Origin of the sequence: Cellvibrio japonicus Ueda107, assembly GCF_000019225.1 — a bacterium.
GTDB classification, from domain to species: Bacteria; Pseudomonadota; Gammaproteobacteria; order Pseudomonadales; family Cellvibrionaceae; genus Cellvibrio; species Cellvibrio japonicus.
On sequence record NC_010995.1, the window covers coordinates 2,570,905 to 2,584,286 of the forward strand.

11 protein-coding genes are annotated in these 13,382 nt (G+C 51.8%); 1 reads left to right on the forward strand and 10 read right to left on the reverse strand.

Going from position 1 to position 13,382, the window contains the following annotated elements; all coding sequences use genetic code 11:
* Nucleotides 1-24: 24 nt before the first annotated feature.
* Complete coding sequence (locus tag CJA_RS10850) at nt 25-537, reverse strand: rhodanese-like domain-containing protein (RefSeq protein ID WP_012487838.1); 513 nt, start codon at nt 535-537, stop codon at nt 25-27.
* Between the two features lie 278 nt (nt 538-815).
* Between CJA_RS10850 and CJA_RS18690 the strand changes: the two genes are divergently transcribed.
* Complete coding sequence (locus CJA_RS18690) at nt 816-1,562, forward strand: hypothetical protein (RefSeq protein WP_012487839.1); 747 nt, start codon at nt 816-818, stop codon at nt 1,560-1,562.
* A gap of 105 nt (nt 1,563-1,667) precedes the next feature.
* On the opposite strand, the gene CJA_RS10860 is transcribed toward CJA_RS18690, so the two are convergent.
* From CJA_RS10860 to CJA_RS10895, 9 genes are all read right to left on the reverse strand, one after another.
* The gene (locus CJA_RS10860) at nt 1,668-2,726 is read right to left on the reverse strand and encodes a sulfate/molybdate ABC transporter ATP-binding protein (RefSeq protein ID WP_012487840.1); all 1,059 of its coding nucleotides are present in this window, start codon (nt 2,724-2,726) and stop codon (nt 1,668-1,670) included.
* 77 nt (nt 2,727-2,803) lie between these two features.
* On the reverse strand, nt 2,804-3,700 hold the full coding sequence (cysW, locus tag CJA_RS10865; RefSeq protein ID WP_012487841.1) for a sulfate ABC transporter permease subunit CysW: 897 nt from the start codon (nt 3,698-3,700) through the stop codon (nt 2,804-2,806).
* Nucleotide 3,701: 1 nt separating this feature from the next.
* Nucleotides 3,702-4,526, reverse strand: coding sequence for a sulfate ABC transporter permease subunit CysT (gene cysT / locus CJA_RS10870; protein WP_041551455.1), 825 nt, complete (start codon nt 4,524-4,526; stop codon nt 3,702-3,704).
* A 166-nt stretch (nt 4,527-4,692) separates the two neighbouring features.
* Entirely contained in the window at nt 4,693-5,697 is a 1,005-nt protein-coding gene (locus CJA_RS10875; RefSeq protein WP_012487844.1) for a sulfate ABC transporter substrate-binding protein, read from the reverse strand.
* A 215-nt stretch (nt 5,698-5,912) separates the two neighbouring features.
* Complete coding sequence (locus CJA_RS19070) at nt 5,913-6,089, reverse strand: YezD family protein (RefSeq protein WP_148208855.1); 177 nt, start codon at nt 6,087-6,089, stop codon at nt 5,913-5,915.
* Nucleotides 6,090-6,319: 230 nt separating this feature from the next.
* On the reverse strand, nt 6,320-8,689 hold the full coding sequence (locus CJA_RS10880) for a TonB-dependent receptor (protein WP_012487846.1): 2,370 nt from the start codon (nt 8,687-8,689) through the stop codon (nt 6,320-6,322).
* A gap of 316 nt (nt 8,690-9,005) precedes the next feature.
* Complete coding sequence (locus CJA_RS10885) at nt 9,006-10,775, reverse strand: ABC transporter ATP-binding protein (protein ID WP_012487847.1); 1,770 nt, start codon at nt 10,773-10,775, stop codon at nt 9,006-9,008.
* Nucleotides 10,772-11,401 (reverse strand): nitroreductase family protein, encoded by a 630-nt coding sequence (locus tag CJA_RS10890; protein ID WP_041551456.1) that lies wholly within the window; start codon nt 11,399-11,401, stop codon nt 10,772-10,774. The genes CJA_RS10885 and CJA_RS10890 overlap by 4 nt, the downstream gene beginning before the upstream one ends.
* A gap of 54 nt (nt 11,402-11,455) precedes the next feature.
* The gene (locus tag CJA_RS10895) at nt 11,456-13,378 is read right to left on the reverse strand and encodes an extracellular solute-binding protein (protein ID WP_012487849.1); all 1,923 of its coding nucleotides are present in this window, start codon (nt 13,376-13,378) and stop codon (nt 11,456-11,458) included.
* Nucleotides 13,379-13,382 lie beyond the last annotated feature (4 nt).

Consider the following 13,382-nt stretch of genomic DNA (forward strand, 5'->3'; position numbering starts at 1 on the left):
CTGATATTATTGTTTTTTGTCAACTCAATCCTGAACCCAAGGCAATCCCCGTTGACGCCAACCACTAATACGTCCACGCTGCTGGTTATCGTCCAAATCACCCTCAAAACCTTCACAAACGTTATACACACGAGTGAATCCGGCCTTGGTCGCGGCAATAGCGGCAGCAGCGGAACGTTTACCGCTCCGGCATAACAACAGGATGGCAGCGTCCCTGGGCAGTTTATTTTCCAGTTCACGTAAAAAGCGGGGATTTTTTATCAGCGCCGGCCCGGTTTGCCAGGCGATATGCAAGGTATTGGGTACATGCCCAACAAACTTGCGCTCTTCCGATGTGCGCACATCAATTAAATGGGCCTGGCCACCGACAAAGAGTTTCCAGGCATCTTCCGGGTTTACCGTACCGGCATAACCCAATTCACTATTAAGGGCTTCCTGTGTAGCAGCTAATAAAATAGCGGGGATTTCGCTCTCCCCGCTTTTCTTTTCTTCAGGTGTTGGGCTCTCAACAGTGTGGTTTAACGGAATCACTGTCATGGTATGTCCTCGATAAGGCGTTATGTGTTATCCATTAGCAGACGAATGGAGGAACACGGCGGATGGCTCGAGGCAACTATAGAGACGGCTATAACCGATGGGAAAGAATATATATCTATATCCTTATAATCGGACGCTAATCTGGATTTCGTCTGAAATCACATGGAAGCAACCCCCAAAAAATCAGCGTTATAAGCTAGGAATATTTAATTCTTTTATAATTTTTTCACGGCTACCTATGATGCTCGACAATATTTTTTGCATTAAAAGGCCGTTATATGCCCTTGACTGAATTAATGAATTATTTCAACGATCAACTGCAACAGCGCGCTAAAGCACAATCGCTCCCCAAAACCGGTTTTTTCAAGGTAAAAAATAATTATTGGGCACGCTTTGGCAATTTAATCCTGGGCAGCAGGCTTAATCCGTTACTAAGCCTGGAAACCAAAGAACAACTGGGTTACGACGCTGAATTATTGATTCGCACCACAACCGGCAACTTGCTGGATATCGATAGCGTTTTTACCTCGCTGGATGATCGCGAACAGGTTGTGCATCTCGACCGCCTGGTGAGGACGCTTCATTCACTCAACTATTTGCAGCAATATGACGGCCGCACGGATTTGCTTTCCCTGTCGGTACACCCCAGGCATATCATCAGCGTCGCGACCGATCACGGCAAAATCTTTGAAAAAATCCTCAGCGATTGCGGACTTGGCCCCGAGCGGGTGCTGCTGACCACCCGGTTACTGGATAGCGCCAGCCTGCCCCATTTCCATAATGCCCTGGGCAATTACCAGCGGCGCGGCTACCTGCTGGGTATCAGCTTATCCAGGGTCGATGAGCTGGACCTGCTGAAAAGGCTGAATGTCTCGCCCTATGCCTTAGTGGTGGATAACAGGAATATTGGAGCAGAGGTCCAGCAGTTTGCGCAGCACAGCCAGGAAGCATTTACCCTGCTGACACGCGCCACAATAGCTGCCGTTTCCGATGATGGAGACAATAACCTTCAGATACCCGCCTGAGTTCCGCTGGCTGATTTTTGAGATAGCATCTACAAAAAAACCAACACCGAAGTGTTGGTTTTTTTGTCAGTGGATACAGCGCAAAACAACTTGCGGACAGGAACACTAGCCCGCTAAAAACACCTTGGAATTTGTCGGCCGCGCATACACACTCGCGCCGATTTCCAGGTTCAGGGAGCGCTCCTGTGCGCGCGGCAATTCCACCTGCAACACCTGATCGCTGAGCTGATGTTGCAATTCGATACGCAAGACTGCACCGGCGGTACTGACATGGCTGACGCGGGCCTCGATAGCCCCCTCAATCGGTTGCGCAGAGAGTTCAATATCGTGGGGGCGGACATAGGCAATAGCCGCCCGGTCGCGCGCTTCAGCGTGTTCCGGGGCGGGCAACTTATAATCGCCGATATGCGCCCAGCCATTATCGACCCGGCTGTGAAACAAATTCACCTGGCCGATAAAGTCATACACAAAGGGGCTGGCCGGATTATTGTAGATTTCATCCGGTGTGCCTATTTGCTCGATCTGCCCTTTATTCAGTACCACAATCTTATCCGCCACTTCCATCGCCTCTTCCTGGTCGTGGGTGACGAAAATGGAAGTGATATGCAGCTCGTCGTGCAGGCGGCGCAGCCAGCGGCGAAGGTCTTTGCGCACCTTGGCATCCAGGGCGCCGAAAGGCTCATCCAGCAGCAAGACCTTGGGCTCCACCGCCAGCGCCCGCGCCAGGGCGATACGCTGCCGCTGGCCGCCCGAGAGCTGATCGGGGTAGCGGTCTGCCAGCCAGTCCAGTTGCACCAGATTCAATAATTCATGGACACGCGCGGCGATCTGGTCTTTGCTCGGGCGGCGGTCACGCGGCCTGACGTTCAAGCCGAAGGCAACATTGTCGAATACCGTCATATGGCGGAACAGCGCATAGTGCTGAAACACGAAACCGACCTGCCGCTGGCGTACATGCACATGGGTGGCGTCTTCGCCGTGGAATTCCACCACCCCGACATCGGGCTGTTCCAGACCGGCGATAATGCGCAGCAAGGTGGTTTTTCCGCAGCCGGACGGCCCCAGCAGGGCGACCAGTTCGCCGGTAGGGAAATCCAGTGATACATCGTTTAACGCCGCAAAATTGCCAAATTTTTTGTGAATGTTCTTAACCTGAATGCTCATAGGGTATCTCTTTAAAAAATTGTATTCCTGTGTGGCGGTTTTCCGCTCCCATACTTAACACGTGGCACGATTTCAGCTCAGGTCTCCTGCGCGGCCGCACGGGCCGCTTTTTCGCGGTCGCGTACATGCTGCCATTCAAGCAGGGATTTTACGAGCAGCGTTATCAGAGCCAATCCCGCCAGCAGGGAGGCGGCAGCAAAGGCGGCCGCAAACTGGTATTCGTTGTAGAGAATCTCAATGTGCAACGGCAGAGTGTTGGTCTGGCCGCGAATATGACCAGACACCACACTGACCGCGCCAAACTCACCCATGGCGCGGGCATTACACAGGATAATGCCATAGAGCAGCCCCCATTTGATGGAGGGCAGCGTCACCCGCCAAAAAGTCTGCCAACCGCTGGCGCCCAGGGTTAAGGACGCCTCCTCATAGGAAGTGCCCTGCTCTTCCATCAGGGGAATCAGTTCCCGGGCAATGAACGGAAAGGTGACAAATATGGTCGCCAGCACAATGCCCGGCACCGCAAAGATAATCTTGATATCGTTATCGAGCAGCCAGACGCCCAGCCAGGAATGCGCACCGAACAGCAGCACATAAATCAAACCAGCCACAACCGGCGATACGGCAAATGGCAGATCGATCAGGGTAACCAGTGCCTGTTTACCGCGGAACTGGAACTTGGTGATTGACCAGGCGGCAGCCACACCGAAAACCACATTCAAAGGCACGCTGATTGCCGCTGCCAGCAAGGTCAGCTTGATGGCGTGCCAGGCATCAGGTTCGGTAATCGCCGCCCAATAAACCTGGGTTCCGCGTGAAAAGGCTTCGACAAAAACGGCGATCAGGGGAATCACCAGAAACAGCGCCAGAAACACCAGGGCAACAACAATCAATAAAACTCTTACCCACAGCGGCTCCGTGGTAGCCTCGTTGGCGCGGCTAAAGCGGCGCCCGAAAGCAGAAACTGCACCGGCCATATCAACCTCCCGCCCGCTTGGCGCTCCAGTGCTGCAGCAAATTAATCAGCAACAGCAGAATAAAAGAGAAAACCAGCAGTACCACAGCCAGGGCTGCGGCACCGGCATAGTTGTACTGCTCCAGTTTGGTCACGATCAGCAGCGGTGTGATTTCGGTGCGGAAAGGCATGTTGCCCGCAATAAAAATCACCGAGCCGTATTCACCCACGGCGCGGGCAAAGGACAGGGCAAAGCCAGTGAGCAGCGCGGGCAAAAGCGCGGGAAACAGGATGCGGCGAAAGGTATGCCAGCGATTGGCGCCGAGGCTGGCGGCAGCCTCCTCGATTTCCTTCTCCAGTTCTTCGAGTACCGGCTGCACCGTGCGCACCACGAATGGCAAACCGATAAAAGTCAGGGCCACGATTACCCCCAGGGGCGTATAGGCAACCTTGATACCCAGCGGTGTCAGCCACTGGCCGATCCAGCCCTGGGGCGCATAGAGCGCGGTGAGGGCTATACCGGCTACCGCCGTGGGCAAGGCAAAGGGAAGGTCCACCAGGGCATCGATGATACGCTTGCCAAAAAACTGGTAGCGCACCAACACCCAGGCGACCACGAAACCGAAACATAAATTGATCAGCGCACCGACAAAGGCAGCGCCCAGGCTCAGGCGATAACTGGCGATGGCTTGCGGGTCCAGCACGGTTTTCCAAAACTCTGCCCAGGTCAGGGTAAAGGCCTTGGCAAATAACACCGCTAAAGGAATAAAGACTATCAGGCTCGCATAAAATGCAGCGCAACCCAGAGACAACCCGAAACCGGGTATCACAGATGGACGACGACTCATGTAACACCCTTGTGGTTGTATGGTGTTTTTAAGGTAAAAAACGTGTTGTAGAAAAACAGCACCGGCGTATGACAACCGGCGATGCCGGTTGGTCGGCACAGCGCTATCCAGCACAGCATTATCCAGGTGATAGACACGTCCCTGTGTCCATCCAGCAAATTACGTATTAATTGCCCGGCTTATAAATCTGGTCAAAGACACCGCCATCATTGAAGTGTTCTTTCTGGGCTTTCTGCCAACCGCCGAACTCATCGTCGATGGTAATCAGGTCAACCTTGATAAATTGGCTGGCGTACTTGGCCGCGATTTCCGGGTCGCGCGGGCGGTAGAAGTGCTTGCCGGCAATGTCCTGGCCGGTTTTGCTGTAAAGGAACTCAAGATAAGCCTGGGCTACTTTGCGGGTGCCGTGCTTATCCACGTTCTTATCGACAATGGTGACCGGTGGTTCAGCCAGGATTGACAAGGAGGGGACGACGATTTCAAACGCGCCTTCACCAAATTCCTTACCCGCCAGGAAGGCTTCGTTTTCCCAGGACAGGAACACATCGCCAATACCGCGCTGGGCAAAGGTAGTCAAACTGCCGCGCGCGCCTGAATCGAGTACCGGAACATTTTTGTAAAGCTGCGCTACGAATTCGCGCGCTTTCTCATCGGAACCCAGCTTCTTCTTGGCGAAGGCCCAGGCAGCCAGGTAGTTCCAGCGCGCACCGCCAGAGGTTTTGGGGTTGGGCGTAATGACTTGAATATCTGACTTGACCAGGTCATCCCAGTCCTTGACGTTTTTCGGGTTGCCCTTGCGCACCAGGAATACGATAGTGGAGGTGTAAGGTGAGCTGTTGTGCGGCAAACGCGATTGCCAGTCCTTGGGGATCAACCCGGCTTCTTCGTGGATGGCATCAATGTCATAGGCCAGGGCTAATGTCACCACATCCGCCGCCAAGCCATCAATAACCGCGCGCGCCTGCTTGCCCGCACCGCCATGCGACTGGCTGATATTCACTTTTTGTTTTTCAGTTTTTTGCCAATGCTCGGCAAAAGCGCGGTTGAAATCCACGTAAAGCTCACGCGTGGGGTCGTAGGAAACGTTCAACAGGTTTACATCCTTGGCGAGCACAGCGCTCGCTGCCAGACTGGTCGCTGCTACGGCAAGCCATTTAGTAAAAGCGTTCATTGCTATTCCTCAAATTCAGTTATCACTTCAAATACGCCACCGGCAGATACCGGAGCACAGAGTTCATCCCTCGCGGGACGGGCCAGATCGCGGCAATTTTTGCCTGACAGGCCACCGGTGTGGTCATGACAGCTACGAGGCCGTCATTCACACATCACTTCCGGCAGTCCGGTCAGTGCTTTAACAAAACAGTTTGTAAGGTTTATGCACCGGGATTATTTGGCGTTGACGCTTCTGTCCAGGCGCTTCTTTTCACGGCGTTCGAGCTGTACAACCTGACCGTTATGCACCTGGATCTCCAGCGAGCCAAATTGCAGATTGGCCAGCTGTTGTTTGATTTCTTCCAGTACATCGTCGGCGAGGGTGGCAGGCTCAGGGCGATGGTTTGCCATAGGGCCTCCTTCACACACCGGGCCCAATGCCCGGCAACGACGCCATCCTATAATCATCCGGATTAAAACAAAAAATACTGAATTTTTATTAGCTTATAACTTCAGTCAGAATAAAGATGGGTATAGACACCAACAAAAAGAGGCCAGGCAAGGAAATACAATGGAAACGCAGGAGGGAAATACGGCACATCCCTGTGCCCGGGGAATAATCCAAACCGGTTAAACCACATTCAAAACTTATAGTTCACCTGCAGCCCCCAGGTCTTGGGAGCGCTGATGCTATTGGGTTGGGTACCCGTATTGGGATTAGCGATTTGACGTAAATATACCGGCGCCTTATCCGTCACGTTGTTAATGAAGCCGGTAAATACCCAATTGCCATTGGCTGTTTCATAGGAGGCACGCACACTGCCAATCCAGTAACCGGAGGTTTCCTGCCATGGATCGTTTTGCACGGTGGCATTGTGGTAAATATGGCTGCGGTAGGACCAATCGGTTGCCAGGATAATGTTGCCGCTGGCCAGGGGAATAGTGTAATCCGTATCCAGGCGCACAGAGGTTTCGGGCGTGCGATAGAAGCTGTTGCCACTGGCATCAAATGGCCCGCCGTCACCAATGTAGTAAATGAAATCTGTGTATTCAGATTTCAGAAACCCCAGGGATCCACCGATACGCCAATTAACCGTTGCCAGGGCATTGAACTCCACTTCGATGCCCTTGACATTACCATCGGATTCACCAGCGGTACTGGTGGTATAGGTATTGGTACTGGTATTCAAATACGCACGCTGGATATTCAACTGCAGGTTTTTGATATCGTAGTAAAACACCGCCGTGTTCACGGTTAATTGACCATCGAGCCAGGCCGTTTTCAAACCAGCTTCGTAATCGGTCAGGGTTTCCGGATTGGTTTCAACGATATCACCATTAGTAATGGCCTGGTTAAAACCACCGGAACGGAAACCAGTCGCAATCCGGAAATAACCCAGAACATCGTCACTAAAGCGATATTCCGGTGTGATATCCCAAGTAAATTCATCCCAGGTATTGCTCTTGCTCACCAGGGTTACATTGGAAAATGCGGGGAGGATGCTGACACCGCCGGGCAAATACCAGCCGTTTTCACTGACAAAGGTGACGCGGTTACTGGTAGCCGTGTCGGTGACCGTCAGGGCTGTCTCGGTAATATCTTTTTTCTCTTCGGTGTAGCGTGCCCCCAGGGTAATGGATGCCTGCTCATTGAATTGGTATTTCACATTACCAAACAGGGCTTTGCTAAACGCATCCTGGTCCCAGGAGGACTCCGAATACTGCTCGCGTGTAGTGCCCACGGCAAAGCGCGCCGAGCGACTGTCATTGCGCGCATTCAGGTGATAGTAATAGGCGCCGAGAATCCAGCTGACCTGTTGATCTTTAGGCGAGGTTAAGCGCACTTCTTGCGATACCTGCTGCGAATCCAGTTCAGCCGTGGAACTGGTGCGATTCAGGGTGGTGTCCAGCGGCACACCAACCAGGGTTAAACCATTGGAATCGCGCGTACTGTATCCCGTCACCGATGACAGGGTATTTTCACCCAATTGCCAGTTCACCTTCAGGGTAGCGCTGTGATCCGTTTTATGGTCATAGCCATCACCACCCCAATAATCACTGTATACCGTTGGATTATTCCCGTAGGGCGGAATATAGGGTGTGCCACCCTGGTTAATGGTGCCATTGGGATCAACCTGGGTAACATCGGTTCCTGGCAAGGTGGTTGCACCCACGACATACGAGGGTGAGTCACCCGCATTGATTTCACGTGTAGACAAAATGAGTTGCGCATCCAGCGTAGGCGAAAAATTACCTAAAAACTGCACGCGGACGTTTTGGTCTTTCAGGCTTGGCCCCTCATTACCGGTCACAATATTGGTCGCCCAACCATCGTAAGATTCGTTGTAAATCGAAATACGGCCTGCCAGGGTATCGTCAATAATGGCACCGCCAAATGCAGATTCAACAATGCGGGTGTTATAGCTACCGTAAGTGAGTTTTGCATAGCCCTCGTTATTAAACGAGGCTTTGCGCGTGATGTAGTGAATCGCACCGCCGGTATTGTTCTTGCCCCACAGGGTTCCCTGGGGGCCGCGCAACACTTCTACCCGCTCCAGGTCATATAAAGGGAAACTTTGTAATTGCTGAAACCCAACAACAACTTCATCCACATAGATGGCTAAAGGGCCATCCTGGTTTTGGTTTGGATCATTGGTACCTATACCGCGTAAAAACCAGCGCGGTTTTCCGGTGCGGCCACCGCCCTGGGCTGACAGGTTAGGCGCCAGTCGCTCAATATCGGTTGATAAGACAACCTGCTTTTCATCAACATCCTTACCACTGACCGCCGTCAAGGTTGTCGGCACTTCCTGGATATTTTCAGCACGCTTCTGCGCGGTTACAACAACCGCTGCCAGCTTCTTGGTGGTGGTTGCCTCAACGTTTTTCTCCTCAATAGAATCCGCCGGTGCCTGTGCATAGGAATAACCGGAAAATGCCAGGTTGGCAATCAACAAAGGCAATAGTTTTTTCGACAAGCGAACAGGTTTTTTAATGTGGTGAGAATGCATAACTTCCTCTGGAAATGGATTTTGAAACTCCACTTCCCTTTAGCAGAACCTATGCCAATATAGAATTGTTTTGTAACTGACTGTTTTTATTGCGAATAGCAAAAAATCAAGCAAAAGATACTGATTAAATTCAAACAAATGGCACACAAAAAACTGTGTAAAACAAAACAATACTGCAATCTACCGAGCCAGAATGTCATTGTATTCCGGGAAGGGGATGTAAAAAATGCCCATCGTTTATCACGATGGGCATCACTAAAAGGTGCCGTATCAATATTGTTAAAAACTTCCTCGCCAATCAGTGCTTCCCTGATAATTAACTGATACCGACCAAGGGTTTCCTCCCCTGGGTTTGCAGGGCAAACAAATGGGCATAGAGCCCGCCAGGTTTATTGGCCAACTCAGCGTGGGTTCCTGACTCCAGGATTTCACCATTGCGCAACACCAGGATATTGGTTGCGTTCATCACGGTACTTAACCGGTGGGCAATGACAATTGATGTCCGCTCTGACATCAACTTCTCCAACCCCTGCTGCACCAGATACTCCGACTCGGAATCCAGGGCACTGGTCGCTTCATCGAGAATGATCAATTGCGGGTTCTTTAAAATAGCACGGGATATAGCAACACGTTGCTTTTCACCCCCCGACAGTTTGATTCCACGTTCACCGACCATGGTCTCATAACCCTTTTCCATACGTGCAATAAACTGGTGGGCATTCGCCGCCTCGGCAGCCGCCTTGATATCCAGCTCGGATGCACCGGGCTTGGCAAAGGCAATATTCTCACCAATGCTATCGTTAAACAGTGCCACATCCTGTAGTACAACCCCCATAATGGCACGGACACTGCGCTGCTGGTAATCGCGCAAATCGCGGCCATTAATCAGGATAACGCCTTTGGTCGGCTCATAAAAACGCATGAGTAATTTAACAATGGTCGTCTTGCCACTGCCACTGCTCCCCACCAATGCCAGAGTTTCGCCGGCATCCAGATGAAAGGAAATCCGCTTGAGCGCGTACTCTTCCGTCCCTGGATAACGGAAACTGACATCCGCAAAGGTAATACTTTTTAATTGTGTCAGTGGAATAGCATCTGGCTTATCAGCCTGTTCTGACGCTACATCCAGTAGTTCCACCAAACGCTCGGAAGCACTTTCAATTTCACTCGCCTGGTTGATCTGGCGCGAAATCGGAGAGATAGATGTGATCAGGGTTTGAGTTAAGGTGAGTACCAGCAAAATATCACCGGTTGTAAACCGGCCATGCAACGCACCATGGGTGATAATCGCAACCGCAATAAAAACCCCAAAGGTATTGACAACATTCAGTGCCTGTTCCGAGCGCCACTGGGTTTTATGCAGGTTATCCCTGGCTACCTTCCACTGTGCCTGGGTATCGTCGTAGCGCTGCTTAACCGCAGGCTCACCACCGAAGCTGCGCACGGTGGCAATATTCCCCACCATTTCCGCTAACAAACCGGTCATACGTCCGGCAAATTCCTGCCAACCGCGCCTATGCGGTTTGGTCCAGCCAATCGTGCGATACGAAATCCAAAAGTTAAACAGCAAAATACCCGTCATCATCAACCCCACAACAGGTACCTTGAGGGTGAGCACCACCAGGATAAAAAACATTTGCAGTATGTTGGCCAGGGTACCCTCCGTCAGGGACGATAACCACATGGTGATCGTGGTGATATTGCCGAACCTGTCCATGATTTCGCCGACCCGGGTTTTCTCAAAATAATCAATCGACTTTTGTGTCATATTGTCGAAAACACGCTGGCGAAACGTACTCACCGTATCCAGCCACAAATCATCAGCCTGTTTATTTTGCAAGGCACCAAAGAGCACAACGCCCAGGCGCAAGGCAAAAAAGCCGAGCAGCAACCAGATTACCGACGCTGTAGCGGAATCAAGGGTAATTTTCCCGGAGAATAATTGGGAAATAACATCGACAATGCCCTTATAGATATAGGGGGTTGCCGTACCGATAAACCCAAGGAAGGTACCCACCAGGATGACCCCTGCCACCCTGCCCCGGTACTCGGGTATAAATTGGATAACACGCCACAGGTTTTTCATCGACTGACCACTTCGCGAACAGCCAGGTCGTCAGCAAAGGAAAAAATACCCTCTGCGGTAAAACTATTCACCGGGTTGCGTGGTGTCGGCCTTTCCCGCTCAAGGAATTCTTCCGCTAATGAGGTGGCATCTCCCTGCTTGCCAACAGCAATCGCCAACTCCACCTGGAACCCTGCGGGAACCTGTAATAGCTCACGTGCTTTTTCACGGTCAAAACCGCCGATGGCATGGGTTTTCCAACCGAGGAATTCAGCTTGCAACGCAAGGTTGGCCCAGGCAGCGCCTGCATCCAGGGAATGATTGCGCAACGGCGTCGCCTCACTCGCTCCCTTACGTACATGTGTTGTCTTTGAAACCAGGATCACCAGGGCCGATGCCTTACTGGCCCACAAGCGATTTTTTTCATTCAGCAAATCGGCAAATGAATCCCAGTGTATCGAATCGCGCCTGGCATAAATAAAGCGCCAGGGTTGGGAGTTATTGCCCGAGGGCGCCCAGCGCGCTGCTTCAAACAGGCTAAACAATGTAGCATCGTCAATCACCTCGTTGCTAAATGAGCGGGGCGACCAACGCGCGACAAATATCGGATGTACTTCGTAGTCAGGGATACGCATATCTGAGGTCATTGCTATTACCTTTCATAAGTAAGTTTTTTAAGCGCCTGTCATCAGGAGCGCTATTCAAGGTTGTACCCGCTGGTACTTGTCGATATAAAACGGCTGCTTGCTTTCGGTCATGTGCAAAGCGGTGATATGTGGTTGTGGTGCAGCAGCCGTCGATGAAAACGCAAACGTGTCTTTATCCGCATCTCCATCCCACCAGGTGCGCACTGCCCAATCCGTTGCGGCATAGTACAGTGGCAAGGTATCGGGATACTGCAAACGCTGGTTGAACATCACATAGTGATTTTTCAGGTAGCGCCAGGGAATAAAATAGTGGTTGTGGATTAGCACCCTATCCAATGCCCTGGCCAGGGTTTCCAGCTCCTGCTGGCTCTCTGCATTCAGCAGCTGCTTAATCAAGGCATCCACCACCGGCGATTTCACACCGGCGAGGTTTTCTGAGCCGGGGCGATCCGCCGCTGCACTGTTAAAGACACGCCATAGCTCATCGCCCGGCATACGCGCTTCACGCAAACTGACCGAGGTGTAATCAAAATCGAAATTGCGCAAACGTGCGCGCAAGGTGGCGGCATCGGCAAGGTTATTCCTGACCTGGATACCGATTTTGGCAAGGTTGCGATAAATAGGATCGGTAAACGGGCTCTGCCGACGGCTGCCTGCAACCTCAATCACAAACGGTTCGCCCTTGTCGTTTTGCAAGACCCCATCGCGATAATGCCAACCCGCTTCCGCCAATAATTGCAGGGCAATATCCAGGTTATCGCGCAAGCGCAGTGGGGGCACAGTTGTCGGCTGCACAAACATGGGGCCAAATACCTCCGGCGGCAACTGATCGCGCCAGGGTTCAAGTACGGCTAATTCCTGCTCACTGGGATAGCCGGTAGCGGCCAATCTGGTATTGGAAAAATAACTATCGATACGACTAAACTCGCCATCAAAGATTTTGTCGTTGATCCATTCGAAATCCAGCGCATAATTCAATGCCTTGCGCACACGGATATCCTGGAAACGCTCCTTGCGGGTATTCACGACCCATCCGTTCATGGCTGGTGGGTTCGCATGGAGGAAACGCCGCTTCTGTATTTCTCCCGTGTCAAAACGCTTGCCAATATACTGGCAGCACCAATAGCGCATTTGGTTTTCGCTCAGGAAATCGTAATCGCCAGCGCGCAATGCCGCGACCTGGGTATCGCGATCCTTATAGAGTTTGTACACAATTCTGTCGAAATTAAATGAGCCCCGCTGCACCGGGATATCCCTGCCCCAATAATCCGGGTTGCGCGTATAGATAATGTCGCGACCGCTACGTGCCAGTTCAATAATATAAGGGCCAGTCGCCACAGGCTTTTCAAAACGCAAATCGGCAAAGTCGATATTCTCTTCCTGGCCCTGGCCCCACTTGGAAGAAAAAACCGGCAGGCTGCCCGCAATAAATGACAGATCCCGCCCCTTGCGCTTGTACACAAAGCGGATATGGCGTTCGTCGATCACTTCCACATCATCAATTTCACTGAAATAAGCAGAATAGCGTGGACTAACCGCCTTACTGGTCATCACCCTGAAAGAGTATTCGACATCGCGCGCGGTGACAGGATCACCATTGGAAAAACGCGCTTTGGGATGAAGGCGAAATACCGTAGAACCAAAGTCCGGGGCAACCTCAATATCATCCGCCAACAAACCATATTGGGTATTCAGTTCATCCAGGCCATTCACCGTCAGGGTTTCAAATACCAGTTCTACCAATCCGGGGGCCGGGACACCGCGCAAGCTATAGGGGTTGAACTTATCAAAGCTGCTGTTCAGTGTCACCAGCGACAACACCAGGCTGCCGCCCTTGGGAGCATCGGGATTAACGTAATCAAAATGGGAGAAATGGGCCGGATATTTGGGCTCGCCAAAAAATGCAAGGGCATGGGCAGCCCATGCAGACGATGGAGCAAACAGGACAGCAGCAAACAATAACGCAATTAATTTCATATAT